This window comes from Planctomonas deserti (assembly GCF_003067705.1).
Taxonomy (GTDB): Bacteria; Actinomycetota; Actinomycetes; order Actinomycetales; family Microbacteriaceae; genus Planctomonas; species Planctomonas deserti.
This window is the reverse complement of record NZ_QANL01000002.1, coordinates 698418-724817: the sequence shown is the minus strand read 5'-3', so window position 1 is coordinate 724817 and position 26400 is coordinate 698418. Positions and strand designations below refer to the sequence as shown.

At 72.4% G+C, this 26400-nt stretch carries 23 protein-coding genes; 11 read left to right on the top strand and 12 right to left on the bottom strand.

Annotated elements, in window-relative coordinates; all coding sequences use genetic code 11:
• Entirely contained in the window at positions 1–3222 is a 3222-nt protein-coding gene (locus tag DAI20_RS09515) for an ATP-dependent helicase (RefSeq protein WP_108250312.1), read from the bottom strand.
• Positions 3219–6434, bottom strand: coding sequence for an ATP-dependent helicase (locus tag DAI20_RS09510; protein WP_108250626.1), 3216 nt, complete (start codon positions 6432–6434; stop codon positions 3219–3221). Before DAI20_RS09510 ends, DAI20_RS09515 begins: the two co-directional genes overlap by 4 nt.
• A gap of 104 nt (positions 6435–6538) precedes the next feature.
• On the opposite strand from DAI20_RS09510, the gene DAI20_RS09505 reads away from it, so the two are divergent.
• The gene (locus DAI20_RS09505) at positions 6539–6763 is read left to right on the top strand and encodes a DUF3107 domain-containing protein (protein ID WP_108250311.1); all 225 of its coding nucleotides are present in this window, start codon (positions 6539–6541) and stop codon (positions 6761–6763) included.
• Between the two features lie 16 nt (positions 6764–6779).
• The gene (locus DAI20_RS09500) at positions 6780–7070 is read left to right on the top strand and encodes a hypothetical protein (protein WP_108250310.1); all 291 of its coding nucleotides are present in this window, start codon (positions 6780–6782) and stop codon (positions 7068–7070) included.
• A 114-nt stretch (positions 7071–7184) separates the two neighbouring features.
• Here the strand turns inward: DAI20_RS09500 and DAI20_RS09495 are convergent, their stop codons facing one another.
• Positions 7185–7907, bottom strand: coding sequence for a ferritin-like fold-containing protein (locus DAI20_RS09495; RefSeq protein WP_240606000.1), 723 nt, complete (start codon positions 7905–7907; stop codon positions 7185–7187).
• A gap of 151 nt (positions 7908–8058) precedes the next feature.
• Here DAI20_RS09495 and DAI20_RS09490 point away from each other — a divergent pair, with 151 nt between their 5' ends.
• Positions 8059–9555: a DEAD/DEAH box helicase gene (locus DAI20_RS09490; protein ID WP_108250308.1), complete on the top strand. Its 1497-nt coding sequence runs from the start codon at positions 8059–8061 to the stop codon at positions 9553–9555.
• Positions 9556–9680: 125 nt separating this feature from the next.
• On the opposite strand, the gene DAI20_RS09485 is transcribed toward DAI20_RS09490, so the two are convergent.
• On the bottom strand, positions 9681–10547 hold the full coding sequence (locus tag DAI20_RS09485) for a PHP domain-containing protein (protein ID WP_108250307.1): 867 nt from the start codon (positions 10545–10547) through the stop codon (positions 9681–9683).
• A gap of 57 nt (positions 10548–10604) precedes the next feature.
• Between DAI20_RS09485 and DAI20_RS09480 the strand changes: the two genes are divergently transcribed.
• Positions 10605–11633: an endonuclease/exonuclease/phosphatase family protein gene (locus DAI20_RS09480; RefSeq protein WP_108250306.1), complete on the top strand. Its 1029-nt coding sequence runs from the start codon at positions 10605–10607 to the stop codon at positions 11631–11633.
• A gap of 58 nt (positions 11634–11691) precedes the next feature.
• Positions 11692–13224 carry an aminopeptidase P family protein gene (locus tag DAI20_RS09475; protein ID WP_108250305.1) on the top strand — a complete coding sequence of 511 codons (1533 nt, stop codon included), beginning with the start codon at positions 11692–11694 and terminating at the stop codon, positions 13222–13224.
• Between the two features lie 239 nt (positions 13225–13463).
• On the opposite strand, the gene DAI20_RS09470 is transcribed toward DAI20_RS09475, so the two are convergent.
• Positions 13464–14015: a YflT domain-containing protein gene (locus tag DAI20_RS09470; protein WP_240605999.1), complete on the bottom strand. Its 552-nt coding sequence runs from the start codon at positions 14013–14015 to the stop codon at positions 13464–13466.
• Between the two features lie 59 nt (positions 14016–14074).
• Here DAI20_RS09470 and DAI20_RS09465 point away from each other — a divergent pair, with 59 nt between their 5' ends.
• The 3 genes from DAI20_RS09465 to DAI20_RS09455 are packed head-to-tail and all read left to right on the top strand — an operon-like array spanning position 14075 to position 17067.
• Positions 14075–15418, top strand: coding sequence for a magnesium transporter MgtE N-terminal domain-containing protein (locus tag DAI20_RS09465; RefSeq protein WP_108250304.1), 1344 nt, complete (start codon positions 14075–14077; stop codon positions 15416–15418).
• The gene (locus DAI20_RS09460) at positions 15405–15935 is read left to right on the top strand and encodes a DUF1003 domain-containing protein (RefSeq protein ID WP_108250303.1); all 531 of its coding nucleotides are present in this window, start codon (positions 15405–15407) and stop codon (positions 15933–15935) included. The genes DAI20_RS09465 and DAI20_RS09460 overlap by 14 nt, the downstream gene beginning before the upstream one ends.
• Positions 15928–17067, top strand: a complete 1140-nt coding sequence (locus tag DAI20_RS09455; protein WP_108250302.1) for an Mrp/NBP35 family ATP-binding protein — start codon at positions 15928–15930, stop codon at positions 17065–17067. The genes DAI20_RS09460 and DAI20_RS09455 overlap by 8 nt, the downstream gene beginning before the upstream one ends.
• A gap of 184 nt (positions 17068–17251) precedes the next feature.
• Here the strand turns inward: DAI20_RS09455 and DAI20_RS09450 are convergent, their stop codons facing one another.
• Positions 17252–17659, bottom strand: a complete 408-nt coding sequence (locus tag DAI20_RS09450; protein WP_108250301.1) for a twin-arginine translocase TatA/TatE family subunit — start codon at positions 17657–17659, stop codon at positions 17252–17254.
• 86 nt (positions 17660–17745) lie between these two features.
• Between DAI20_RS09450 and DAI20_RS09445 the strand changes: the two genes are divergently transcribed.
• Positions 17746–18378 carry an O-methyltransferase gene (locus DAI20_RS09445; RefSeq protein WP_108250300.1) on the top strand — a complete coding sequence of 211 codons (633 nt, stop codon included), beginning with the start codon at positions 17746–17748 and terminating at the stop codon, positions 18376–18378.
• A 267-nt stretch (positions 18379–18645) separates the two neighbouring features.
• Here DAI20_RS09445 and DAI20_RS09440 read toward each other — a convergent pair whose 3' ends face one another.
• The 4 genes from DAI20_RS09440 to DAI20_RS09425 all read right to left on the bottom strand — a co-directional run bounded on the left by DAI20_RS09440 (position 18646) and on the right by DAI20_RS09425 (position 21923).
• Positions 18646–18819 carry a DUF3117 domain-containing protein gene (locus DAI20_RS09440; protein ID WP_108250299.1) on the bottom strand — a complete coding sequence of 58 codons (174 nt, stop codon included), beginning with the start codon at positions 18817–18819 and terminating at the stop codon, positions 18646–18648.
• Between the two features lie 70 nt (positions 18820–18889).
• Entirely contained in the window at positions 18890–20017 is a 1128-nt protein-coding gene (locus tag DAI20_RS09435) for a hypothetical protein (RefSeq protein WP_240605998.1), read from the bottom strand.
• Between the two features lie 104 nt (positions 20018–20121).
• Complete coding sequence (dapE, locus tag DAI20_RS09430) at positions 20122–21231, bottom strand: succinyl-diaminopimelate desuccinylase (RefSeq protein ID WP_108250297.1); 1110 nt, start codon at positions 21229–21231, stop codon at positions 20122–20124.
• A 98-nt stretch (positions 21232–21329) separates the two neighbouring features.
• Complete coding sequence (locus DAI20_RS09425) at positions 21330–21923, bottom strand: hypothetical protein (protein WP_108250296.1); 594 nt, start codon at positions 21921–21923, stop codon at positions 21330–21332.
• A gap of 52 nt (positions 21924–21975) precedes the next feature.
• Here DAI20_RS09425 and dapD point away from each other — a divergent pair, with 52 nt between their 5' ends.
• Positions 21976–22965 carry a 2,3,4,5-tetrahydropyridine-2,6-dicarboxylate N-succinyltransferase gene (gene dapD / locus DAI20_RS09420; protein WP_108250295.1) on the top strand — a complete coding sequence of 330 codons (990 nt, stop codon included), beginning with the start codon at positions 21976–21978 and terminating at the stop codon, positions 22963–22965.
• 65 nt (positions 22966–23030) lie between these two features.
• Here the strand turns inward: dapD and DAI20_RS09415 are convergent, their stop codons facing one another.
• Entirely contained in the window at positions 23031–24284 is a 1254-nt protein-coding gene (locus DAI20_RS09415) for an MFS transporter (protein WP_108250294.1), read from the bottom strand.
• Positions 24285–24382: 98 nt separating this feature from the next.
• On the opposite strand from DAI20_RS09415, the gene DAI20_RS09410 reads away from it, so the two are divergent.
• Positions 24383–24898 (top strand): ATPase, encoded by a 516-nt coding sequence (locus DAI20_RS09410; RefSeq protein ID WP_108250293.1) that lies wholly within the window; start codon positions 24383–24385, stop codon positions 24896–24898.
• Between the two features lie 45 nt (positions 24899–24943).
• On the opposite strand, the gene DAI20_RS09405 is transcribed toward DAI20_RS09410, so the two are convergent.
• A complete protein-coding gene (locus DAI20_RS09405) occupies positions 24944–26254 on the bottom strand; it encodes a citrate synthase (protein WP_108250292.1) in 1311 nt (436 codons plus the stop codon).
• Positions 26255–26400: the final 146 nt, after the last annotated feature.

Genomic DNA, 26400 nt, shown 5'->3' with positions numbered 1-26400 from the left:
TCACGCCGTCGCGGTGCTCTCCGCGGGCCGGCCGCCGAGCGAGTCCAGCCACAGCGAGCGCAGGTCCTCCTCGGAGTAGATACGGTCCGGTCGGATGACCCGGTCCTCGGAGACGTAGTAGAACTCCGCGTCGACGAGGTCCGGGTCGATTCCGCGCCAGCGCGCGAACGCGAGCCGGTACAGGGCGAGCTGAAGCTGGCGGAGCTCCAGCTCCGCGGCGTCGGCGGGCGCCTTGCCCGTCTTCCAGTCCACGATGCGGTACCGGCCGTCAATCTCGTACACGGCGTCGATCTTGCAGATCACGATCTGGTCGGCGACGCGCACGTGCACCTCCACCTCGACCTCGACCGGCTTCCGGCTCGCCCACTCCGAGCGCTCGAAGGTGGCCTGCAGGCGGGCAAGCTCCGCCTCGTCCACCGGGCTCTGCTCCGGATCCGCGTCGAACTCGTGCGCGAGGGAGTCGAGCAGGTCGCCCGTGCCCGAACCGCCGAAGCGGGACTCGACCCAGCCGTGGAAGAGCGTGCCCAGCCTGGTCTGGCGGTAGGGCCGCTCCGGCATCGGCCGGCGCAGCGCCGCGGCGACGCCGGACGGGTCGGTCACGTAGTCCTTGAACCGTGACGCCGGGATGCGGGTCGGCAGCTCCACGAGCTCGGCCCGTTCGGCCGCGGCGTCGCGTTCCGCGAGCAGGAGGTCGATGTCGCGCTGCCAGCGCCCCGCGTCGGCGTCCTCGCCGGTCCGCATCGAACCGATCGCCTCCTGCACCGCGACGGCGGCGCGCTCGACGCGCGTGCGCCGCGACCCGAGCGGGTCCAGCGGCCACGAGGCGGTGAGGGCTGATCCGGCCCGCGGATTCTCCTCGTGCTGGGTCAGCAGCGGGAACTCGTTCAGCAGCCCGGCCTCGAACAGCTCGGTGAGGAACGGGCTGGCCGCGCGAGGCCGGGTGGTGTGCGACCAGAACGACCCGGTGAGCAGCAGCTCCTCGCGGGCCCGCGTCACGGCGACGTACGCCAGCCTGCGCTCCTCCGCCCGGTGCCGGTCGGCCAGCGCCGCCGTGTACTCGGCGAGCCTGCCGTCGAAGTCCTTCTGCGTCTCGCAGCCGCGCCAGGCGAGCAGGGGCAGCTCGGCGGAGTCGCCGCGGAACTCGTAGGGCAGCTTGCCGAAGCGCAGCCAGCCCGAGCCCTCCTTGGCCTTCGCGGGCAGCTCGTCGATGACGAGCCGCGGCACCACGACGACGTCCCACTCCAGGCCCTTGGAACCGTGGATGGTCAGCAGCTGCACCGTGCCCGGCTCGGAATTCTCGCTGCGTGGCCCCATGGTGTCCTGGCGCTCCGCGCGCTCCAGCCAGCCGAGGAAGCTGCCGAGCGTGGCGAGGTCGTCGCTCGCGAGGAAGCTGTCGAGCTCGTCGTGGAACGCGTAGAGGTTCGCCGGCCCGTGCACGCTCCTGTCGTGCGCCGCCACCTCGATGTCGAGCAGCAGCTCCTGCTCGACGAGGCGCACGAGGTCGGGCAGGGCGAGGCCGGTGCGCGAGCGCAGGAAGGTCAGCTGCTCCCCCGCCGCCCGCAACCGGCGCAGCCCGATGGGGCTGAAGCCCTCGAGCTGCGAGTGCCCGTCCGGCGCCTCGGTCACGAAGTCGAGGGCGTCGACGATGGAGCGACCGTCGTCGCTCGCCACCGACTCCCGCATCCGCCGGGTGAGCTCCTCGCTCAGGCGGCGCTGCGACCAGTCGCGGTTGTGCAGCCAGCCCGCGACGCGGGACAGGTGCTGCAGGTCCCGCGCGCCGATGGACCAGCGCGCGCCGGAGAGCAGGCGGATGAGGTGCGACCCCGCGGACGGGTCGTGCAGCACGCGCAGCGCGCTCACGAGGTCGACGATCTCGGGCGCCTGCAGCAGCCCGCCGAGGCCGAGGATGTGGTGCGGCACCCCGCGGGCCTCCAGCGCCTCGGCGAACAGCCCCATGGCGCTCCGCGACCGGAAGAGGATGGCCGCGTCCTTCGACTCGCCGTCCGGCTTCCGCACCGCAAGCCGCGCAGCGAGCCACTCCGCGACGCCCGTGGCCTCCTCCTCCACGGTCTCGGCATACCGGGCGAGCACGGTGCCCTCGGGCGCGCCGTCCCGCGCCCGCAGCGGCTCCACCCGCACGCGGCTGGCCGCAGTGAGGGGCCCGACGACCGCGTTGGCGGCGGCGAGGATGGTGGTCGAGTTGCGCCAGCTCGTGGAGAGGGCGAACTCGGCGACCGGGTCGCCCGCACCGAAGTCGTCGCCGAACCGGGCGAGGTTGGCGGCGCTCGCTCCGCGCCAGCCGTAGATGGACTGGTGGGGGTCGCCCACGGCCATGACGCCGTGTCCGGCGAACAGCGCCGCGAGCAGCCGGGTCTGCACCACCGAGGTGTCCTGGTACTCGTCGAGGAGCACGACCCGGAACCGGTCGCGGTAGCCGGCGGCGACGGCGGGCCGGCGCTCGCACACCGCGAGCGCGAGCGCGACCTGGTCCGAGAACTCCACGAGGCCGCGCCGCTTCTTCTCGGCGGCGTAGCGGTCGGCGAGGTCGACGAGCACCGGCAGCGCACTCACGTCGCCGAGGGCCTTGGTGACGGACGCGTACGGCGTGCGCTTGGCCGGCGAGTCGGAGTACGGGAGCTCCGCGATCGAGCGGAAGTCCTCGGCGAGCCGCACGACGCGCGACGACTCCACGACGTTCTCGCCGAGCTCCCTGCTGAGCTCGAGCACGGCGTCCGTCACGGCGTTCAGCGACCTGCCGAGGGGCACGAGGCGCTCGTCGGTGCTCGACCGCACCACTGATCGGGCGAGCAGCCACGCGGCGGAGTCGCTGAGCAGCACGGACTCCGGCTCGCGCCCGACGAGCAGGGCGTTGTCGCGGAAGATCGCGTTCGCGAACGAGTTGTAGGTGGAGACCGTGGGCTGCTCGAAGGAGTCGTCCGCCGGCAGTAGTCCGGCCTCGCGCAGCTGGCCGATGCGCCGGCCGATGCGCTGGCCGAGCTCCCCCGCCGCCTTGCGGGTGAAGGTGAGCCCGAGCACCTCGTTCTCCTGCACGAGGCCGTTGGCGAGCAGCCACAACACGCGGTTGGCCATGGTCTCGGTCTTGCCGCTTCCCGCCCCGGCGACGACGAGCGCGGGCGTCAGCGGCGCCTCGATGACGGCCTGCTGCTGCACCGTCGGGGTGGGCTGCCCCAGCCGGGCCGCGAGCTCCGCCGCGCCGATCACGCCGACACCGCCTTGACGACGTGGATGCGGCAGCTGCCGAATGACCAGGGGTCGAGGCAGTGCGATCCGACCTGGGCAACGAACACGGCCCCCGCCATGCCCTCGGCCGTCTCGGCCACGCGCTCCTGGAAGGACCGGATCTCCTCGTCGGTGAAGGCGCTCTGCTTGGGGTCGTGGTACGGCTTCTTCTGCGTGCCCTTCGACACGATGACGAGCTTGGCCCCGCCCGCGGGCAGGTTCTCCGGCAGCCCCTCGATGTGACCCGCCGCGAAGGCGAGCTGGTACGCGCCGAGCTGCGGGTGATCCGCGACGGCCGCGTCCGTGGTCGGCACGTGCGACCCCGTCTTCAGGTCGACGATCACGGCGCTGCCGTCCGCGAGCTGCTCGACCCTGTCGATGCTGCCGCTCAGCACGGCCTCGCCCGTCTCCAGCCGGATCGGCAGGCGGAACCGCTTCTCCGAGCTGAGCAGGGTGCCGCCGGCCCGCTCGAAGTCGCCGAGGTAGTGGGAGAGCCTCGTGGTCATCTCCCTGGCCCGGATCTTCTCGACCTCCGACTGCCACGGCGCCTCGAAGCGGAACTCGCCCCAGCGCGCCTCGACGTCGCGCCACAGGCCGTCGGCGCTCGTGTCCGTCGCCGTCTCCATGACCTTGTGCAGCACGGTGCCGAGCCCCGTCGCCGTCGAGGTGCTGTCGCCGCCCATGGTGTCGATGAACCAGTGCAGCGGGCAGGTCTCGAACGACTCCATGCGCGAGGGCGACACGCTCACGGCCTCCGCCTCGGGGTCCGTCAGGTCGTGCAGCGGCTCCGTCGTGCTCGGCGGAAGCATGCCGTACCAGGTGGCGGGGTCGGCACCGGGGACGCCCTGCTCGGCAAGCTGGGCGAGCCCGCGCGCGGCGGCGGCGCTCCCCGTGCCGGTGAGCTCTCGCCGGAGCCGCGCGACCATGCCGCGCAGCGAGAGCGGAGAACGGGCGAGGTCGCCCGGGTCGCCCGCGGGCACGAGTCGGAAGAAGGCGGAGGGCAGGGCGTCGTCGTTGGCGACGGCCGTCACCACGATCTCGCGGCTCGCACGGGACACGGCCTGCGCGAACATCCGCAGCTCGTCGTGCAGCACGGCCGTGCGGGCGTCGATGCCGTCGCCGTCCGCCTCGCCGCCCGCGAGCGCGGCAAGGTCCTGCGCGCCGAGCAGTGATCCGCGGATGCGGAGATTCGGCCACACGCCGTCCTGCACGCCCGCGACCACGACGGTGTCGAACTCGTCGCCGATCACCGACGACGGCGTGCCCACGGTCACCGCGTCGACGAGGGACCGCGGCGCGAGCGTGTCCTCGGGCACGTCGCTGCCCGTCCAGGCGTCGAGGAAGACGCCGGCCGGAGCGTCCGGGGTGCGCTCGACGAAGCGCCGCGCGGCCGAGAAGAGCGCGACGATCGCGTCGAGGTTGCGGTTCGCCTCCTCGGCGACGATGCCCGAGCCGAGAGAGCGCTCGCGCCAGGGCCCGGCGAGCCCGCTGCGCTGCCAGACGCCCCAGAGCAGCTCCTCGATGGTCGCGCCGTCCGCCGCCTGGGCCTCCGCCGCCCGGATGCTCTCGGCAAGCCGCCCGGCGAGGCGCGCCACCCTGGTGTCGATGAGCGCGAGCACGCCGGGCGCCCGCAGGCTCTCCACGAGCAGGTCGTCCGCGGGCCGGTCGCCGCCCGCGTCGAGCTCGTCGTGCCGCAGTGCCGACTTGAGCCGGCGCAGCGAGACCGCATCGAGCCCGCCGAGCGGGCCGGTGAGCAGGGTCACGGCGGCGGGCGCATCAAGCGGCACCCGCCCGAGGGCGACCTCGAGCAGCAGGATCATGGCGCGAACGGCGTACTCGTCGCGCACGGCGGTGCCGGCACCGGAGACCCGGGTGGGCACCTCGAGGGTCGCGAGGCCGCGCGCGAGCGCCGGCACCTGGCCGCCCGAGCGCACCAGCACGGCCATGCGCCCCCACGGCATCCCGTCGAACACGTGGCGCTCGCGCAGGCGCCGGGCGATGACGGCGAGCTCGTCCGCGGGGGACGGCAGCTCGTAGGCGACGACGGCGGGCGCATCCCGCCCGTCCTGCCCGCGCTGCGCGTCCTGGCGGCGCTCGGCGCCCGGCTCGGTCTCCGCCGCTGCCGCCGCCGCATCCGCTGGCGGAACCGCATCCGCGGCCCCGGCGCGGCGCTGGGTGCCCGCGCCCGCGGACCCGATGCGGCCGGACACCGCCGCGGTCAGCGCGCGCAGCTCCTCCCCCTGGCGGTGCACGGTTGTCAGCTCGACCGTCGGCACCGACGGCACGCCGAGGTGCACGCCGAGCCGGGCGACCGCGTCGGGGAGGGCGCCGCGGAATGATCCGGTGGCCACATCCGGGTCGCCGAACGCGACGACGGCGACCCCGCGCCGGGCGAAGGCGCGTACGAGAGCGAGCGTCGACCGCGTCGACTCCTGGGCGTCGTCGAGCAGGAGCAGGCGCAGCCGGCCGAAGCGCCCGAGCTCGTCGGCGAGCCCCGCGCCTGCGGCCGTGACGAGGGAGGTGGCCTCGCTGAGCAGCTCGGCCGAGTCGAACGAGCGGTCGCGGAAGCTGGCCTTCACGTCGTCATAGCCGCGGAGGAAGGTCGCGGCGGCCGCCCACTCCGAGCGGTCCTCCCGCTCCGCGAGCCGGCCGAGCCGATCCGGGGTCACGCCGTGCTCGGTGCACCGCATCATGAGGTCGCGCAGCTCTGTGCGGAAGCCGCGCAGCCGCCGCACGTCGGGGCCGAGGTGCTCGGGCCAGTATCCGTCGACGCCGTCCTCGATCTCGCCCTGCAGGAGCTCGGCGAGCATCTGGTCCTGCTCGCCGCCGGTCAGGAGCCGCGGCGGCTCGTCCCCGGAGTGGGCGGCCGCATCCGCGACGATCTCGAAGGCGAGCGACTGCGGCGTGCGGGCGAGGGGCCCGAGCGTGGGCACGCCGATGCGCAGGGCGATGCGGTCCCGGAGCACGGTCGCGCCCGCGCGGGTCGGGGTGAGGACGAGGAGCTCCTCCGGTGACAGGCCCTGCTCGAGCCGATGCGCGACCAGCTCGATGAGCGTCGCCGTCTTGCCGGAGCCGGGGGCGCCGAGCACGGCCGCCGTCGCGTCGGCGGGCAGGTCGAGCACGGCGGCCTGGGACGCGTCGAGAACGGTCGGGCCGTGCTCCCGACCGCCGCTTGTGAATCCTCGAATCGCCACGGCGATCAAGTTATAACCTTCCGCCGACAGTGAACGGGAGCGAACCGCCCGAGCCGTACCGATAGCCTTTCCCTACCGTCGAATCGACGCACGAAAGGCACCCCATGGACATCCGCATCGGTATCACCAACGCCCCCCGCGAGCTCAGCTTCGAGTCGAAGCAGGCCCCCGAGGACATTCAGAAGGTCGTCACCGACGCCGTGGAGGGCAAGACCGCGTTCTTCACGCTCACGGACGTCAAGGGCCGCGTCTACCTCGTGCCGACGCACGGCCTCGCCTACATCGAGCTCGGCGGCGAAGAGGCCCGCCGGGTCGGCTTCGTCGCCTGACCCCTCCCGTCTCCGGATGGAACTCCTCTTCGTCACCCTCGGCGGACTGATCCTCGGGACCGCGGCCCGCTACGCGTTGCCGCACCGCGCCGAGATCGGCGTCGCCGTCGCGCCCGCCGTGGGCGCGGGCGTCGCCGCCGTGGTGTGGGTCGCCCTCACCTGGGCGGGCCTCGCCTGGGACGGCGGCTGGATCTGGGTCGCCTCGCTCGTGCTCGCCGGCCTGGCGAGCGTCGCGACGGAGCTGATGCTCGGCCGCCGCCGCGTGCGCGACGACGAGCAACTCCTCGCGCGCCTCACCCGCGGCTGACCGCAGCGCATCACCCCACCATCCGCTGAGGTGCCCGCTTCGGTCCCTTCTTCACCGGATTCGGGACCGAAGCGGGCACCTCACGCGATGTGCTGGGCTCGGGACCGGGTGGCGTCAGGCGGTGAGGCCCATGGCGTCCATGCGCCGGGTGTGCGCGGCGATGAGCTCCGTGAACACGGGCTCGAGCCGCGCCTCGACGGCGGACGAGTCGGCCGCCGCGATCATCGCGGAGCGGGCGACGAGGAAGGTGTCGCCGACGAGCCGGCGTCCCCACATGGCGAGGCGGGAGCCGAGCGACGGGGAGGCGGCGATGCCGCGCTTCACCGCATCCATGAGGCCCTGCCGCTCGTCGCCGGAGTCCAGGATGATGATGACGCGGTCCCGGTACTCGGCGGGCAGGCCCGCGGCCAGCCGCACGTAGAAGTCGTCGAGCAGCCCCGCCGTGATGATCGCGGACACGAGGGTCTCGTACCAATCGGCGCCCTGCACGAGACGGCAGAACCTGTCGATCGCCCCGGCGATGGGCTTCATGACCGTCGCGGGGTCGTCGCCGTGGCGCTTGATCTCGGCGGCGAGCGCCTGGTGCCGGTTGAGCGCGATGCCGGCGGCGGTGCTGACCGCCTCCTTGCCCGCGATGTCGGGAGCCGTGCTCACCGCGCGGGAGAGGAGCTCGAAGATCGCGAGCTGGAGATAGGCCACCTGGCCGAGGTAGGCGAGGACGTCCGGGGTGAACTCCTCGAGACTGACCCGCTGAACGGTGGCGCGCTTCGCCTCGGAACGCGGCTTGAGGCGGGGCGCATCCGCGCCCTGCGGACCACGGCGGAACAAGGTGAACACGCGTTCAGTGTAGGGGCCGCATGGGGTCATCAGGGTCGGGCCGCTAAACTGGGGCGGTCTCCTCATCGGAAGGAGGCACCAGCGCCCCCTTTCGTGACGGGCGCCTCACCCAGCCGGACGCTTCCGGCTCGCCACATGACAGGGCTTTCACTTGACTTTTGCAGAACTCAATATCGAACAGGACATGGTCGACGCTCTCGCGTCGAAGGGGATCCTCGAACCGTTCCCCATCCAGACCCAGACCATCCCCCTCGCCCTGACCGGCCAGGACATCATCGGCCAGGCCAAGACGGGAACCGGCAAGACCTTCGGGTTCGGTCTCCCCCTCATCCAGCGTCTCGGCCTCGACCCGGAGCCCGGCGTGCAGGCGCTCGTCGTCGTGCCGACCCGCGAGCTCGCCGTGCAGGTGACCGAGGACCTCGAGCTCGCCGCATCCAACCGCGCCACCAAGATCGTCTCCATCTACGGCGGCAAGGCGTACGAGGGCCAGATCGAGCAGCTCAAGGCCGGCGCCCAGATCGTCGTCGGCACGCCGGGCCGCCTCCTCGACCTCGCCGGTCAGCGCCTCCTCAGCCTCGCCAAGGTGAAGGTCATGGTCCTCGACGAGGCCGACAAGATGCTCGACCTCGGCTTCCTCTCCGACGTGGAGAAGCTGTTCGCCCAGACCCCGCCGCTGCGCCACACCATGCTGTTCTCGGCGACCATGCCCGGCCCGGTCGTCGCCCTCGCGCGCCGCTTCATGAACCGCCCCATCCACATCCGCGCGACGGATCCGGACGAGGGCATCATGCAGGCCAACATCAAGCACGTCGTCTACCGGGCGCACAGCTTGGACAAGGACGAGGTCATCGGCCGCATCCTGCAGGCCGAGGGCCGCGGCAAGACCGTCGTCTTCACCCGCACCAAGCGCGCCGCCGCCCGCCTCGTCGAGGAGCTGAACGACCGCGGCTTCAACGCCGCCGCCGTGCACGGCGACCTCAACCAGGAGCAGCGCGAGCGCGCCATGGCCGCCTTCAAGGCGGGCAAGAAGGACATCCTCATCGCGACCGACGTCGCCGCCCGCGGCATCGACGTCGACGACGTGACGCACGTCATCAACCACACGATCCCCGAGGACGAGAAGGCCTACCTGCACCGCGTCGGCCGCACCGGCCGCGCGGGCAAGACCGGCATCGCCGTCACGTTCGTGGACTGGGACGACATGCACAAGTGGGCGCTCATCAACCGCGCCCTCGACTTCGGCCAGCCCGAGCCGCAGGAGACCTACTCCTCCTCGCCGCACCTCTACGAGGAGCTCAACATCCCCGCCGGCTCGAAGGGCCGCCTGAAGAGCACGCCCGTCGTGCGGTCTGAGGGCTCCGGCTCCGGCCGTGACTCCGGCCGCGACGGCTCCTCCCGCCCGCCCCGTGAGGGCGGCCGCACCCGCACCCGCACGCGGGGCGGCTCCGGCAGCGGCGCTTCCGCGAGCGGCGCCGAGTCCGGCGAGCGCGCCCAGGCGCCGGCGGCGGACTCCGCGAGCACCGCGCACGCCGGACACGGCGGACACGGCGGACACGGCGGCGAGCACGGCGACGGCCAGACCCGCCCGCACTCGCGCAACCGTCGCCGCCGTAGCGGCGGCTCGCGCCCGAGCACCCCGGCGGTCTAGCCGGGAACCGGACCCGAACGCACGACCCGCCCCGAACCCGGCACCTCCCCGTGAGGTGCCGGGTTCGGTCGTTCCCGGGGCGAAAACGGGACCGATCTGGGCACCTCAGGGTGAGGACCGCCGGGCTACGGGAGGACGGGGGCGGATCCCGTGCCGGCCTCGAGGATCGCCTCGAGCACGGCGGGCGACGTCGAGTTCTCGGCCAGCCGGTTCGGCTTCCCGCTTCCGTGGTAGTCGCTCGACCCGGTGACGGCGAGCCCGAATTTCCCGGCGAGCTCGTGCAGCCGTGCCCGCCCGTCCGGCGTGTTCTCGCGATGATCGATCTCAAGACCGAACAGGCCGGCGTCCACGAGCTTCGCGAGGTTCTGCTCGGGGATCACCTTGCCGCGCCCGCCGGTCGCCGGGTGCGCGAGCACGGGCACCCCGCCCGCGGCGCGCAGCAGCTGCACCCCGGTCAGCGGGTCGGGCGCGTAGTGCGGCTGGAAGTAGCCGCCCCGCCAGTGCAGGATCGTCTGGAACGCCGTGCTGCGGTCGGAGACGAAGCCGCGGGCCACGAGCGCGTCGGCGATGTGCGGACGCCCGACGGTGCCACCGGGGCTGGTCTGCTCCAGCACGTCGTCCCAGGTGAGGTCGTAGTCGACCGCGATGCGCTCGACGATGCGCTCGGCGCGATCACGCCGACCGGAACGGATCCGGGCCGTCTCCGCGGCCAGCTCCTCGTTCGCCGGATCCAGGAGATAGCCGAGGATGTGCACGCTCGCCCACTCGATACGGGTGCTCAGCTCCATGCCCGGCAGGAGCGCGATGCCCGCGTCCAGGGCGGCGGCGGACGCCTCGGCCCAGCCCGCCGTGGAGTCGTGGTCCGTGAGGGCGACGGCGCCGAGGCCGAGGGACGCGGCCTCCCGCACGAGCTCGCCGGGCGCCTGCGTGCCGTCCGAGACGCTGCTGTGGGTGTGCAGGTCGATCGGGCCCGACAGAGGCGGAAACGGCATCCTGCAATCGTAGGCGAATGCGGATGCTCAGCCGCCCGCCACTACAGTGGTCCGGTCATGATCGGTCGGGTACTCGCAGCGCTGGTGATCGTCGTCGTAGCGGCCGTGCTCCTCGTCGCGGTGTGGCCGCAGCTGCTGAACCTCGAGCAGGTCTTCCTCGTCGCCCAGGTGGTCTCGCTGCGCGGTGCGGCCACCGTCGCGGCCCTCCTCGCGATCGTGCTGATCGGTCTCGTCGCCATCGCCGCCCGTCGCGCCCGCCGCTTCCTCGGCTCGATCCTCGTGCTGCTCCTCGCCTTCGTCGGCCTGTCGGCGGCCGTGCTCAGCACCCGGGGCTTCGGCAACACGGAGTTCGCGGAGAAGGGCGAGTGGGACGTCACCGTGCTCTCCTGGAACACCCTCGGCGGCGCAGCCGACGCGGCGGACGTCGCCGCCCTCGCGGTGGAGGTGGAGGCGGACGTCGTGGCCCTGCCCGAGACGACGGAACCGATGGGGCTCGACGTCGCGGCCGCGATGGCCGCGGCCGGCGTGCCCATGCAGGTGTACACGACCGCTTACGACGAGATCGCGGCCGCCCGCTCCACCACTCTGCTGATCCGCGAGGCCTACGGCGAGTACGTGGTCAACGAGGAGGAGGGCAACACGGCCGTTCTGCCCACCGTCATCGCCGAGCCTGCGGACGGGAACGGCCCGACCATCATGGCGGTCCACCCCGTCGCCCCCATTCCGGTCGAGATGGACAACTGGCGCAGCGACCTCGAGTGGCTCGGCGGGCGCTGCGACACGGGCAACGTGATCATGGCGGGCGACTTCAACGCCACGCTCGACCACATGGCGGACTACGGCGGGGCGCGCACCGGGGACGGACAGATCACCAGCCTCGGCAACTGCATCGACGGCGCGGCCGCGACCGGCAACGCCGCGGTGGGCACGTGGCCCGCGGCGATCCCTCCGCTGCTCGGCACCCCGATCGACCACATCCTCGCGACGGACGGTTGGCGCTTCACCGGGTTCCGCGTCGTGACGGACCGGGACGACGCCGGCAGCGACCACCGGCCGATCGTCGCCCAGCTGCACCCGCTGCGCTGAGCCGCTCGGCTCCCCCGCCGCCCGGGTGCGCCTATCACGCCGGTGGCAGAATGGAGGGATGGCCGACTCCGCTATCCCCGCGTCCGCACCCGCCACCGCCCCCGAGGCGACCCCGAAGCCCCGCGCGACCGAGAACCGGTCGACGACCCCGGTGAGCACGCGGTTCCGCGACTACATCGCCAGCGGCTGGGCCGAGCGCGAGGAGACCCTCCCCGAGGCCCGCGAGCAGGCCGCGTACGCCGCCGAGCGCCGCGCGCGCATCTCCGGGCTGTTCCCGGGCAAGCGCCTGGTCGTCCCGGCCGGCGGCCTCAAGCAGCGCTCGAACGACACCGACTTCCCCTTCCGCGCGCACTCCGCGTTCGCGCACCTCACCGGCTGGGGCGCCGACTCGGAGCCCGGCTCGGTGCTCGTCTTCGAGCCCACCGCCGACGGGCACGAGGCGACACTGTACTTCCGGGAGCGCGCTGGCCGCGACTCCGACGAGTTCTACGCCAACCCGGAGATCGGCGAGTTCTGGATCGGACCCCGCCCCTCCCTCGCCCAGGTGGCCGCCGACCTCGCGCTTCCCGCGCGGGGCATCGCCGACGCGGACGCCGTGATCGCCGCCGCGGACGCCGACACGCTCGTCGTGCGGGAGGCGGACCGCGCGGTCACCGACCGCATCGACGCCGCGCGCGCCGCCGCCGGTGCGGGTGCCGACTCCAGCGACGGCGGCGCGACCGAGGGCGACGCCGAGCTGGCCCGCGCCCTGTCCGAGCTGCGCCTCGTGAAGGACGCGTACGAGATCCAGGAGCTGCGCCGCGCGGTCGACGCCACGGCGCGCGGCTTCGAGGACGTGCTGCGCGACATGCCGCGCATCCTTGCCCACGAGCGCGGCGAACGGCAAGTCGAGGGTGTGTTCAACGGTCGCGCCCGCGCCGACGGCAACGCCGTGGGCTACGACACGATCGCGGCGTCCGGACCGCACGCCTGCATCCTGCACTGGACCCGCAACGACGGCGCCGTGGCCGACGGCGACCTCATCCTGATCGACGCCGGCGTCGAGGTCGAGAGCTACTACACCGCGGACATCACCCGCACGCTGCCCACGGGCGGCCGGTTCAGCGACGTGCAGCGCGACGTGTACGAGGCGGTGCGCGAGGCCGCGGACGCCGCCTTCGCCATCGTGCGCCCCGGCATCCGGTTCCGCGAGGTGCACGCGGCGGCGATGGCCGTGATCGCACGCCGCGTCGCCGAGTGGGGCATGCTGCCCGTGTCGGCGGAGGAGGCCCTGCAGCCGGAGAACCAGCACCACCGCCGCTACATGGTCCACGGCACGAGCCACCACCTGGGGCTGGACGTGCACGACTGCGCCCAGGCCCGCCGCGACCTGTACATCGACGGCGTGCTCGAGGCGGGCATGGTGTTCACCATCGAGCCCGGCCTCTACTTCCAGCCCGACGACCTCACGGTGCCCGAGCGGTTCCGCGGCATCGGCGTGCGCATCGAGGACGACGTGCTGGTGACGCCCGACGGCGCCGAGAACCTCTCGATCGGCATCCCGCGCACCGCGGACGACGTGGAGTCCTGGATCGCCCGCCTCCGCTCCTAGGCTGCGCGTCCCTTCGACAGCAATACGGTCGCTGAGCTTGTCGAAGCGACGTCACGCGTGCCGGGAGCGGGCGCGTCCCTTCGACAGGCTCAGGGACCGTGCGGGGTCGTGGCAGCACGGAAGCACGGTCACTGAGCTCGTCGAAGCGACGCAACGCGGCTCTGAAGGTTTAGAGCGTCCCTTCGACAGGCTCAGGGACCGTAGGGGTCCGGGGAACGTGCGTCGCGCGACGCCGCGGGTTACGCGGTGGGGGCCGCGCCCGTCGTGTCGTCGTCCTCGGGCAGAGCGCGCGGGGGCAGTCCGTGGATCGGGGCCTCGACGCCGAGGAGGTTGCGCGCCCGGTTGACGCTGTCCGGATCCACGATGACCGAGTAGCTGCTCGAGATGACCTGCATCGTCGAGGTGAAGTCGCGCCGGTTCCGCTGGATCGAGTAGCTCACGATGCTGAAGATCATGCCGAAGCCGGCACCGATGAGCGCCGCGGCGAGCACGAAGGACAGGTCCGGCGCGCCCGAGAACAGGAACAGCAGGAGACCGAAGAACAGACCGAGCCAGGCACCGCTCGCGGCGCCCGCGCCGGCCGCCCGCGCGTAGGTCAGCTTGCCGGTGACGCGCTCGACGCTCTTCAGGTCGTTGCCCACGATCGACACCTGCTTCACGGGGAAGTCGGCCTTGGCCAGCGAATCCACCGCCGCCTGCGCCTCGAGGTACGTCTCGTAGGTTGCGACGGCCTCGCCCCGCGGAATCGAGGGGGCTGCGACACGGCCTCTGCCGAAGAGTGGGTTGCTCACGGGCCCTAGTCTCCCATGGCTGCCTGTAGAGGGTCGGTAACAGCAACTAAGTTAGTTGTGTGAGTGCATCCCGTGTCTTCGTCGCCAGGCTGGCCGGCTGCAGCGTATTCGATCCGCTCGGTGACCGGGTAGGCCGGGTGCGGGACGTGCTCGTGGTGTACCGCAAGAATGACCCGCCCCGGGTCGTCGGCATGATCGTCGAGATCCCGGGCAAGCGCCGGGTGTTCCTGTCGATCGGCCGGGTCACCAGCGTGGGCTCCGGCCAGATCATCACGACCGGCCTCATCAACGTGCGCCGATTCGAGCAGCGCGGCGGCGAGGTGCGGGTGATCGCCGAGATGCTCGGCCGGCGCGTCTCCCTGCTCGACGGATCCGGCGACGCCACCATCGAGGACGTCGCGATCGAGGAGATCGGCCCCGGCGAGTGGGAGGTCAGCCAGCTCTTCTGCCGCCGGCCCAAGACCGGAGGCGGCCCGTTCGGCAAGGGCCCCACGATCTTCGCCCGGTGGGAGGAGGTCACCGAGCGCCGCGTCGCCGGCGAGGCGCAGTCGGCGAGCCAGCTGCTCGCCGCGTACTCCGACCTGAAGCCCGCGGACCTCGCGAGCACGCTCCTCGACCTGCCGGAGGGGCGCCGCCTCGAGGTGGCGGAGGAGCTCCCCGACGACCGGCTCGCCGACGTGCTCGAGGAGATGCCCGAGAGCAGCCAGGTGGCCATCCTCGGCAGCCTCGACGATGACCGCGCGGCCGACGTGCTCGACCAGATGCAGCCGGACGACGCGGCGGACCTCATCGCCCAGCTCTCCGACGAGCGCGGCGAGGCACTGCTCGACCTCATGCAGCCGGAGGAGGCCGAGGACGTGCGCATGCTTCTCAGCTACGCCCCGGACACCGCGGGCGGCCTCATGACGACTGACCCGATCATCCTCTCCGCCGACGCCACCGTGGCCGAGGGCCTCGCGCTCATCCGCAGGCACGAGCTCGCGCCAGCGCTCGGCGCGGCCGTGTGCATCACCCTGCCGCCGTACGAGCCGCCCACGGGACGCTTCCTCGGCATGGTGCACTTCCAGCGGATGCTGCGCTACCCGCCGCACGAGCGGCTCGGCACCCTGCTCGACCAGGGCCTCGACCCCGTGCACGCGACCACGTCCGCCGCCGAGGTGTCGCGCATCCTCGCGAGCTACAACCTCGTCTCCGTGCCGGTCGTGGACGAGAACCACCGCCTCGTCGGCGTCGTGACGATCGACGACGTGCTCGACCACATCCTCCCGGACGACTGGCGAAGTCAGGACGAGGAACGCGAGACGCGCAAACGCGCGGCAGCGAGATACCGGGGCACGGCGACCACCGCCATTCCCCTCAAGACGACCGGACGAGGAAGGAGGCGACGAGATGGCGCGGGATAACAACCGGGAGCAGCGGCTCGACGCCCCCAAGGGCCTGCGGACGGGCGTCCTCCCCCTGCGCAAGCGCGTGAGCCGGGACCGCTTCGGCCGCTTCACCGAGGGCGTCGCTCGCGCCATGGGCACGCCGTGGTTCCTGTTCGGCCTCACGGTGTTCACCATCGCCTGGCTGCTCTACAACACCTACGGGCCCGAGAACCTGCGCTTCGACTCCGCCGTGTACGGGTTCACCGTGCTCACGCTGATCCTGTCGCTGCAGGCCTCGTACGCCGCGCCGCTCATCCTGCTCGCGCAGAATCGGCAGGACGACCGCGACCGCGTGCAGATGGAGCAGGACCGCCAGCGCACCGAGCGGAACGTCGCGGACGTCGAGTACCTGGCCCGCGAGGTCGTGGCGCTGCGGCTGCAGATGCAGGACGTCGCGTCGAAGGACTTCATCCGCGCGGAGCTGCGGTCCCTGCTCGAGGAGCTGGACAGGCGCGACGAGGACGCACCGGTCGAGGCGACCCGCGGTGGCTGACGCGCTCGAGGCGGCCGTGCGGGCCGCGCTCGCGCGCGTGCTCGACCCGGAGATCCGGCGCCCCATCACCGAGCTCGACATGGTCGAGGGCGTCGAGGTGTCCTCCGACGGCGCCGCCGTCGTCGGGATCCGGCTGACCATCGTCGGCTGCCCGGCCGCGGACACCATCGAGCGGGACGTGCGTGAGGCCGTCGCGCCGGTGCCCGGCGTCACGAGCACCGAGGTGCGGGTCGGCGTGATGACGCCCGCGCAGCGCTCGGCCCTCACCGACCGCCTGCGCGGCCCCGGCGGGCGGCGCGGGGTGCAGTTCGGACCGGACTCGCTCACCCGGGTATACGCCGTGACGAGCGGCAAGGGCGGGGTCGGCAAGTCCACGCTCACCGCCAACCTCGCGGTCGCGCTCGCAGAGCGCGGCCTGGCCGTCGGCATCGTCGACGCGGACGTGTACGGCTTCTCCATCCCCGGCATCCTCGGGCTTGTCGACGAGGCCGGCATCGCGGTGAAGCCGACCCGGGTCGACGACATGATCCTGCCGCCCGTCGCCCACGGCGTGAAGGTCATCTCGATCGCCATGTTCGTGGACGGCAACGCGGCCGTCGCGTGGCGGGGCCCGATGCTGCACCGCACGATGACCCAGTTCCTCACCGACGTCTACTTCGGCGACCTCGACGTGCTGCTGCTCGACCTGCCGCCGGGAACCGGCGACATCGCGATCTCCCTGGGCCAGCTGCTGCCCGCGGCCGAGGTGCTCGTCGTGACGACCCCGCAGCCCGCCGCGGCAGACGTGGCGGAGCGCAGCGGCATGGTCGCGCGGCAGACGGGACAGCGCGTGTTCGGCGTCGTGGAGAACATGGCGGGGCTCGTGCAGCCGGACGGGACGGTGCTCGACGTGTTCGGCACGGGCGGCGGCGCCGAGGTGGCGCGGCGGCTCTCCGCGGGCCAGGACGAGCCCGTGCCCCTGCTCGCCTCCGTGCCGCTGAGCGTCGCGCTGCGCGAGGGCGGCGACAGCGGGGCGCCCATCGTGCTCTCGCAGCCGAACGATCCGGCCGCGGTCGCGATCCGCTCGGTGGCCGACCGTCTGGTGCGCCCGCGAAACCTCGCCGGCCGCCGCCTGGGCCTCAGCGTCGGCTGACTGTCGCGCGTTAGCTGCACCAGCCCGCGTCAGTTGCACCAGCTCGGTCAGTCCCACCAGCTCGCGTCAGTCATACCCGCCCCTGCCCAGGCAGAGGCGGCGTGCCCAGCGTAAACCCGGGCAGGATGCCGCTGCCTGGGCAGGAGCGGGAGGAGGAGCGGGAGAAAGCGTCGCGGAAGCGGGTCTAGGTGGCCTCGGCGTCGAACGGCGCGGGTCCGGTGTGCGCGGTGGCATACCTCTCCCCCGCGGCCTTCGCGCGCTCCTCGCTGAGGCGGGCGCGCTTCGCGGCGGGCGTTTCAACACGCGACGTGGGCCGCACCACCTGCGGCGCGGGCTCGTCGTCCTCGAGCAGGGCCTCGCGGATGATGCGGCGGGGGTCGTACTGCCGCGGGTCGAGCTTCTTCCAGTCGACGTCGTCGAAGTCCGGGCCGAGCTCGGTGCGCATGCGCTCGCGGGCGTCCGTCGCCATGCGGCGACCGGCCTTGACCAGGTCGGCGAGCTTCTGCGCGTAGTACGGCAGGCGCTCGGGGCCCAGCAAAAAGACCGCGATGATGCCGATCAGCATCAGCTTCTCGAAGGTCAGTCCGAACACGCCTTCAGGATAGTGCGTTCACCGGGAGTATCCCGTGCGGAACGCCCCGGCGCACGCACTAACCTTGAGGGTCGAATAGGAGTGTCGTGTCCGATAAAGAATCGAACTGGAAGTTCAGCGAGGACCTCGTCCTCGAGGACGAGCACCTCGTCGCCGCGCGTCAGCACTCGCACGAGCTGGGTATCGAGCCCGTCTCGCCCGGGATCGGCGCACAGACCGCGCTCCTGGCCGGTGCCTCCCGCGCCACCTCCATCATCGAGATCGGCACGGGCGCAGGCGTCTCGGGGCTGTGTCTGCTGTCCGGCGCGTCGCGCGCGGTCCTCACGTCCATCGACACCGAGCCCGACCATCAGCACCACGCGCGCACGGCGTTCGCGGACGCCGGCATCCCGGCCAACCGGGTGCGGCTGATCACCGGGCGGGCGCGCGACGTGCTCCCCCGCATGAACGAGTCCTCCTACGACATCGTCTTCATCGACGCCGATCCGGCGTCGGTCATTGAGTACGTGGAGCACGGCCTGCGCCTGGCGCGGGTCGGCGGCACCGTGCTCGTGCCGCACGCGCTCTGGAAGGGCCGCGTGGCCAACCCCGCCGCCCGGGACGACGTGTCCGTGGCGTTCCGCACCCTGCTGCAGGAGGTGTCGCGGTCGAAGGCCGTGACGAGCGCCCTCTCCCCGGTGGGCGACGGCCTGCTGCAGCTGGTCAAGCGCGGCCGCTAGGGGGTGCCCGCGGCCCGGGCGCCGCGCCGGGAGCGAGGGCGGTCGCCCCACACCCGTACGGTCGCTGAGCTTGTCGAAGCGACGTTCGCCGACCCGCAGGTCCGGTGCGTCCCTTCGACACGCTCAGGGACCGTGAGACGGTGCGTCCTTCGACAGGCTCAGGGATCGTGAAGGACGCCCAACGCGTCCCGCGTACCGGCGGGGGAAACGCTGAAGGCCCCGGTCCGACGTCGGAAACCGGGGCTCAGCTCGAGATGAAGCGCGCTACTAGGTCGTGGAGACGACGCCGGCAAGCGCGTCGTGGAGTTCCTTCGCCTCGGCGTCGTTCACCGACACGACGAGGCGACCGCCGCCTTCGAGGGGCACCCGAACGATGATCAGGCGGCCCTCCTTCACGGCCTCCATGGGTCCGTCTCCGGTCCTCGGCTTCATGGCTGCCATTCAGGTCCCCTTTCTAAGGATGTCCCCCTATTATCGGACATTCCTCCACGTTCTGAAAAATTGAGCCCGATCACGGGGGCGTCCAGTCGTAGCCGTCGACCCGCCAGCAGACGAGCAGCCAGCCCCACTGGAGGGCGATCGAGGCTGCGACGACGGCCGCTCGGTACGTCGCCGAGCGCGGCTGAGCGACCGCGCCGAGCAGGGGGAACAGGGGCATCAGGAGCCGGAACGTGCTGGACTGCGGGAAGAACACCGCGAGCAGGTAGAGCGCGTAGCTCGCCACCCAGATGCGCAGGTCCACGCCCAGCCGGCGCACCGCGGGCAGGACCATCGCCCCGGCGAACGCGAGCACGAGCGCCACGACGAGGATGGGTCCGAGCGGCGAGCCGAGCCACCAGTCCGCGCCCTGGAACCAGGACGCGAACGGCACGAGCTCGCCGTAGCCGATGTAGGCCGAGCGCCAGGCCAGCTCCGTGTCCGTGTAGGCCGACAGCGACCCCGTGACGGCCCAGGCCGTCGCCGGCCAGGCGAACCCCATGGCGGCGCTGAACACCGCCAGGGACCCCGCCAGCACGCGCTCGCGCGCCGGGAACGGCTCCTGCCCCCGGCGGGCGAAGCGGTAGACCACGTGCAGCCCGAGGGCGAGAGCGAACGCGAGTCCGGACGGCCGGGTGAGCGACATCACGGCGACGACGGGGAACAGCCAGCCGTAGGAGCGGCGCAGGAGCAGCAGGAGCGCGAGGGTCAGCAGGAAGGCGTGCATCGACTCGGCGTACGCGATCTGCATCATCGGTGAGAGCGGCGCGACGCAGAACAGCGCGACCGCGAACATCGCCGACGACCCGCCGATGAGGGGCGCCATGAGCCGGTGGAACAGCAGGGCCGCCCCGGCCCCGAACAGTACGGACACCGTGACCGCGGCCGGCGCCCACGACAGTCCCGTCGCCAGCATCACGGCGCGCACGACGAGCGGGTAAGCCGGCATAAAGGCCCAGGCGTTCTCGGCCACCCGCCCCTCGGGGGTGAGCGGCAGCTCGGCCGGATAGCCGACCACCGCGACGATGTGGTACCAGTTCCCGTCCCACATGTTGGCGAAGTCGGCGTAGCCGGGATTCGCGCCTGTCCAGGCGTTCGCGTCCTGCGCGGCGGCGAGCACGAGCATCATGGCCGTCGTGACAACACGCGCGACCGCGTACACGACGAGGACGCGAACCCACCAGGGCAGGAGGCGCCACCGGGCCCGCTGCCGGGCGAGGGGAACCCGATCCCGCGTCCGCCCTCCCAGAGGCCTGTCCGGGGCCGCTACCCTGCGGTCAGCCACGCTCGCAGTCCCCGCTCGCACTCGACGATCTGCTCGAGCAGGACGCGCTCGTCGTCCGCGTGCGCCTTGATGGGGTCGCCGGGACCGTAGTTGACGGCGGGAACCCCGAGGGAGGAGAAGCGGGCGACGTCGGTCCAGCCGTACTTGGGCTTCGCCTCACCGCCGACGGCGGCGAGGAAGTGCTGGGCGAGCTCGGCGTCCATGCCGGGCCGGGCCCCCTCAGCCAGGTCGACGACGCGGATGTCGTAGCCGGGGAAGAGCTCGTGGATGTGGGCGATCGCCTCGTCGCCCGAGCGGCTCGGCGCGAACCGGTAGTTGACGTGCACCATGCACTCGTCCGGGATGATGTTGCCGGCGATGCCGCCGGTGATGCCCACGGCGTTCAGCCCCTCGCGGTAGACGAGTCCGTCCACCTCGACCTCGCGCGCGGTGTACCCGGCGAGCGTGTTCAGGATGGGCGCCGCGGCGTGGACCGCGTTCGAGCCGACCCAGGACCGCGCCGAGTGGGAGCGGGTGCCGTACGTGCGGATCTCCACCCGGAGGTTGCCGTTGCAGCCGCCCTCGACCGAGGAGTTGGTGGGCTCGCCGAGGATGGCGAAGTCGCCGGTGAGCAGCTCCGGCCGGGTGCGCGCGAGCCGGCCGAGCCCGTTCAGCGCGTCGGAGACCTCCTCGTGGTCGTACCAGATCCAGGTCACGTCGACCACGGGGTCGGTGAGCTCGGCGGCCAGCTTGAGCTGCACGGCGACGCCGGCCTTCATGTCAACGGTGCCGCGGCCCCACAGGTACTCCCCCGGCGTCTGACCGGACGGGTGCCCCGGCTCGAGCGTCTCGAACCGGGTCGGCACGTTGTCGTTGATCGGCACGGTGTCGATGTGGCCCGCGATGACGGCCCGCTGGGCCCGGCCCAGGTTCGTTCGCGCCACGATGGCGTCGCCGTCGCGGATCACCTCGAGGTGGGGCAGGCCGGTGAGGCTCGCCTCGATCGCGTCGGCGATGGTGGCCTCGTCGCCCGAGACCGACTCGATGTCGCACAGCGCTCGGGTGAGGGTGACGGAGTCGGCGGAGAGGTCGAGGGCGGGAGCGGAAGCCATCCGGTCAGTTTACGGAAGGGCCGCGTCTCGCCCGCGAACCCCCGGCGGACGGGGAGCCGACGGGGGTGGGCTCGAGGGCGGGAGCGGAAGCCATCCGGTCAGTCTACGGAAGGGCCGCGTCTCGCCCGCGAACCCCCGGCGGACGGGGAGCCGACGGGGGTGGGCTCGGGGGCGTGCGCGGCGGACGGCACGGTGGCGCGGAGGGTGAGGTCTGCGAGGAGGACCGAGACGACGGTGAAGAGGTAGTAGAAGCCGAACACCGCGACCATCATCGCGGTCGGCAGCACGAGGTCCATGCGCTGGCCGAACGAGATGGTGAGCCCGACGACGGTGAACACGGCAGAGACCAGGGTCGCGGCCGAGCCGGTGACCAGCGCCCAGCCGAGCAGCCTCCCCCGCGTGATCGGCAGGGTGTTCGCCTTGAGGAGCAGGAGCGGCACGATGGCCACGAGCGGCACGACGAGCGTGTCGACGGCGGTCACGCGCGCGGCGAGCCGGTCGACGGACTGCCGCCAGGCCTCCGACCCGCCGGAGGCGAGCGACGGGGCCGGCAGGTAGGCGTGGGAGAGCAGCCCGAAGACCGAGGTCAGGATCAGCAGGTAGAGGAACGCGATTCCGAGCATGCCGACGAACCGCGCGGGCGACGCGGCACCCGGGGTCGGCCCGGTTCGGTCACGAGAGGCGTCCGCCATGCGCCCCTCCCCTCTCTCGGGCCGCCATGAGGCATACCGATAATCTAGGGGAATGACCACCGCGCCGCCGTCTTCTCCGCCCTCGACCGCTACCGAGACGCACGCGTGGGGATACGGCCTCGCGACCGTCACGGCAGACGGCACCGTGCTGGACACCTGGTTCCCGGAGCCCCGGCTCGGCAGGATCCCCGAGGGCCGGGACCGCTGGATCGCCCCCGCCTCCATCGAGGAGCTCGCCGGTGAGGACGCCCGGCGCAACGTGCGCATCGAGATCGTGACGGTCGACATCGAGCTCGCGAGCGCCCCCGCGTCGACAGCGGACGCCTACCTCCGCCTGCACCTGCTCAGCCACCTGCTGGTCCGGCCTAACGGCCTCAACCTCGACGGTGTCTTCGGTCATCTGCCCATCGTCGTCTGGACGAACGCCGGACCTGTCGCGCCCGCCGACTTCGACCGGCTGCGCCCCGCGCTCCAGCGCGCCGGCATCGCCGCCCACGCGATCGACAAGTTCCCGCGTCTCACGGACTACGTGAGCCCGGACCGCGTGCGCATCGCCGACGCGTCCCGGGTGCGGCTGGGCGCCCACCTCGCCCCCGGCACGACCGTGATGCACGAGGGCTTCGTGAACTTCAACGCCGGCACCCTCGGCACCTCCATGGTCGAGGGCCGCATCTCGCAGGGCGTCGTCGTGGGCGACGGGAGCGACATCGGCGGCGGGGCGTCGATCATGGGCACCCTGTCCGGCGGCGGCACGGAGCGCATCAGCATCGGTGCGCGCGCGCTGCTCGGCGCGAACTCGGGCATCGGCATCTCGATCGGCGACGACTCGGTCGTCGAGGCCGGCCTCTACGTGACGGCGGGCACCAAGGTGCGCCTGCTGGGTGACGCCCCGACGGCGGATGGGACTCCCCGCACGGTGAAGGCCGTGGAGCTCTCCGGCGTGCCGAACCTCCTCTTCCGTCGCAACTCGCTGACCGGCGCGGTCGAGGTGCTGTCCCGGTCCGGAACCGGGATCGAGCTCAACCAGGCGCTGCACGCCTGAGCGGCACCAGCGGGAGTGCCGGGGGCGCAGTATCTCCCGCGGCATCCCCCGCCTGGCGGTGAGGATCAGGCCCGTGCCATCGGCGCCGCGGCACTGCTCCTCGGCACCGTGAGCACCGCCGCGACGAGCACGAGCACGAGCACGCCTGCCGCCCAGGCGAGACCGGCGTAGCCCACCAGCGCGAGGACAGGCCCTGCCAGCGCGCCGCCCGCGGCGCCGGCGACGTTCATCGCGAGGTCGCTCCTGCCCTGCACCCGCGGGCGCGCCGACCCGGTGACGAGGTCCGTGAGCAGAGCCGACGCCGCGACCGTCGACGCGCTCCAGCCGAGGCCGAGCAGCACGAGCCCGACCGTGACGAGGGCCGTGTCGTCGGCGCCCAGCGCCAGGACGACGAGGGACGCGGCGAACAGGGCCTGCCCGCAGAGGATGGTGGCGTACCTTCCAACCCGGTCGCTCAGCCAGCCGAACAGCGGCGACAGGGCGAACATGCCGGCGATGTGCAGGCTCAGCGTCAGCCCCACGGCCGTCAGCGCCACCCCGTGGTGCACGAGGTGCACGGGCGTCATGGACATCACCGAGACCATCACCGCGTGGCTCACCCCGAGCACGGCGATCGCGAGCACGACCAGGGCCCTCGCGCGGACGCCGCCCTCCGGGTCACCGCCGACCGGCGCGTTCTGCAGCCGCCGACTGACGAGGTACGGGTCCGGGCGGAGCCCGACGAGGTAGACGATCGTCGCGGCGAGCTGAGCCACGACCGCGATCGCGAACGAGCCGGTGAGCGGCGGCATCCCGAGAAGCTGCGCCAGGTCCTCGCCCGGCCCGAACAGGTTGGGGCCGACGACGGAGCCGATGGTCGTCGACCAGACGACGAGGGAGAGGTCCCGCCCGCGGCGGCCCGGATCGGCGATGTCGGTGGCAGCGAAGCGCGACTGCAGGTTCACGGCGACGCCGCAGCCCAGCAGAGCGAAGCCGAGCAGCAGCAGCGGGAAGCTCAGGACCGCCGTCGCGGCCACCGTGCCCGCGGCGCCCGCCAGGGACGCGGCGGTGCCGACGGCGAGCGCGATGCGCCTGCCCCTCCGCTGCGCGAGGCGCGCCAGCGGGATGGCGACCGCGGCCGCGCCAAGCGTGCTCAGGGTCGCCGCCGCTCCCGCGAAGGCGTCGCTGCGCGCAACCTCGGTCGCGAGCACGGCGCCGATGGAGAGCGTGGCCCCGATGCCGAGGCCGCCAAGGATCTGACCGGCCACGAGGGTGCCGACGACCCTGCGCTGCAGGGCGGGGAGGTCTTCCCGATCGGCGACCGCCCGCTTCCGCACCATCCCGCCACTCCCTCCGGCCCGCCCACCCTAGTGCAGCGGGGACGGCCGGAACCGGCGCCGATTGGCCCTCCGCCGGACGGGTGCGCCACAGTGGGCGCATGCAGCAGCGCAGCGAGGCGATCCTGATCGGCGGTCGATCGGGCGTCGGCAAGAGCACCGCGGCGTTCCGGCTGCACGGCATCCTCTCCGATCGGGACGTTCCGCACGCGGTGATCGAGGGTGACGCGCTCGATCTCGCTCACCCCGCCCCCTGGGAGCACGGACTGGCGGAGCGCAACCTCGCCGCGCTGTGGGGCAACTACCGCGCCCTCGGCTACCACCGGCTGATCTACACGAACACCGTCAGCGTGCTGCAGGCCGACGTGCTCGCCGCGGCCATGGGCGACGATCCGCGGGTGACCGCCGTGCTGCTGCGCGCGAGCGACGACACCGCGGCCGGCAGGCTGGCCGGACGCGAGGAGGGCGAGGAGCTGGAGCGCCACGTCGGCCGCAGCCGGACGGCCGCCCGCCGGCTCGACGAGCAGGCGGGCGCGAGCGTGCACCGGATCGACACCGACGGGCGTACGCCGACGGAGATCGCGGTGGCGATCCTCCGGATCAGCGGCTGGGTCTGAGACCCCGAGCCCAGCGACCGGCAGGAACACCGGCTCGGCCGGGTCCTAGCGCTGCGGGAAGTCCCGCGCCGGCTCGCCGACGTAGAGCTGCTGCGGGCGGCCGATCTTCGTCGCCGGGTCCTCGTTCATCTCCCGCCAGTGCGCGATCCAGCCGGGCAGTCGCCCGATGGCGAACAGCGCGGTGAACATGCGCGTCGGGAAGCCCATGGCCTTGTAGATGACGCCCGTGTAGAAGTCGACGTTCGGGTACAGCTTGCGCTGGATGAAGTAGTCGTCCGCGAGGGCGACGGCCTCGAGCTCCTTCGCGATGTCGAGCAGCGGGTCCGAGATGCCGAGGGCCTCGAGCACCTCGTCGGCGCTCTCCTTGACGAGCCGGGCGCGCGGGTCGAAGTTCTTGTACACCCGGTGGCCGAAGCCCATGAGGCGCACGCCGTCCTCCTTGTTCTTCACCCGCTCGACGAAGGTGTCGACGGACTCCCCGGAGTCGCGGATCTTCGCCAGCATGGCGAGCACGGCCTCGTTCGCGCCGCCGTGCTTGGGGCCGAAGAGGGCGTCGATGCCCGCGGAGACCGAGGCGAACATGTTGGCGCCGGTGGAGCCGACAAGACGCACGGCCGACGTCGAGGCGTTCTGCTCGTGGTCCTCGTGCAGGATGAGCAGCCGCTCGAGCGCCTTCGAGACCACGGGGTTCACGACGTAGGGCTCGGCGTTGTTGCCGAAGCTCAGGCGCAGGAAGTTGTCGACGAAGCTCAGCGAGTTGTCCGGGTAGAGGAAGGCCTGGCCGACGCTCTTCTTGTAGGAGTACGCGGCGATGACGGGCAGCTTGGCGATGAGGCGCAGCGTCGAGACCTCGACCTGGTGCCGATCCTGCGGGTTCAGCGAGTCCTCGTAGTAGGTGGAGAGCGCGGATACGCAGCTCGACAGCACCGACATGGGGTGGGCGTTCGTGGGCAGCGCCCGGAACAGGCCCTTGAAGTCCTCGTGCAGCAGGGTGTGGCGGCGGATGTCGCTGTCGAACCGCTCGAGCTCGCTCGCGGTCGGCAGCTCGCCGTGGATGAGCAGCCACGCCGTCTCGAGATAGGTGGACTGCGTCGCGACCTGCTCGATCGGATAGCCCCGGTAGCGCAGGATGCCGGCGTCGCCGTCGATGTAGGTGATGGCGGAGCGCGTGGACGCGGTGTTGACGAACCCGTTGTCCAGCGTGGTGAGCCCGGTCTGCTTCGTGAGGCTGGAGATGTCGATCGCCGACGCGCCCTGCGAGGCGCCGAGGATCGGGAACTCGGCCGTACCGCCGGGGTAGGTCAGAGTGGCCTTGTCGCCCTCGCCTGCCGACTGTGTCCGCGCGACGTCTACCACGGCGCCTCCTTGCTGATTGGTGGGGAAAAAACGTTGTGCCCCGTCAGCGGTGCGGCCACGGGGCAGGCGACTACAGCCTAATCGGAGCCGTGCACCACTGGTGCATCCGCCAACGCTCGGGGGAATCGGTTGGAGGAGTCGTCCTT

Bases quoted from the DNA above. Each gene is read 5' to 3' on its own strand.
- DAI20_RS09425 (WP_108250296.1), bottom strand. From the start codon at position 21,923: ATGGCGGACGCCTCTCGTGACCGAACCGGGCCGACCCCGGGTGCCGCG.
- DAI20_RS09505 (WP_108250311.1), top strand. From the start codon at position 6,539: ATGGACATCCGCATCGGTATCACCAACGCCCCCCGCGAGCTCAGCTTC.
- DAI20_RS09415 (WP_108250294.1), bottom strand. From the start codon at position 24,284: ATGGTGCGGAAGCGGGCGGTCGCCGATCGGGAAGACCTCCCCGCCCTG.
- DAI20_RS09485 (WP_108250307.1), bottom strand. From the start codon at position 10,547: ATGCCGTTTCCGCCTCTGTCGGGCCCGATCGACCTGCACACCCACAGC.
- dapE (WP_108250297.1), bottom strand. From the start codon at position 21,231: ATGGCTTCCGCTCCCGCCCTCGACCTCTCCGCCGACTCCGTCACCCTC.
- DAI20_RS09500 (WP_108250310.1), top strand. From the start codon at position 6,780: ATGGAACTCCTCTTCGTCACCCTCGGCGGACTGATCCTCGGGACCGCG.
- DAI20_RS09460 (WP_108250303.1), top strand. From the start codon at position 15,405: ATGGCGCGGGATAACAACCGGGAGCAGCGGCTCGACGCCCCCAAGGGC.
- DAI20_RS09480 (WP_108250306.1), top strand. From the start codon at position 10,605: ATGATCGGTCGGGTACTCGCAGCGCTGGTGATCGTCGTCGTAGCGGCC.
- dapD (WP_108250295.1), top strand. From the start codon at position 21,976: ATGACCACCGCGCCGCCGTCTTCTCCGCCCTCGACCGCTACCGAGACG.
- DAI20_RS09475 (WP_108250305.1), top strand. From the start codon at position 11,692: ATGGCCGACTCCGCTATCCCCGCGTCCGCACCCGCCACCGCCCCCGAG.
- DAI20_RS09410 (WP_108250293.1), top strand. From the start codon at position 24,383: ATGCAGCAGCGCAGCGAGGCGATCCTGATCGGCGGTCGATCGGGCGTC.
- DAI20_RS09440 (WP_108250299.1), bottom strand. From the start codon at position 18,819: ATGGCAGCCATGAAGCCGAGGACCGGAGACGGACCCATGGAGGCCGTG.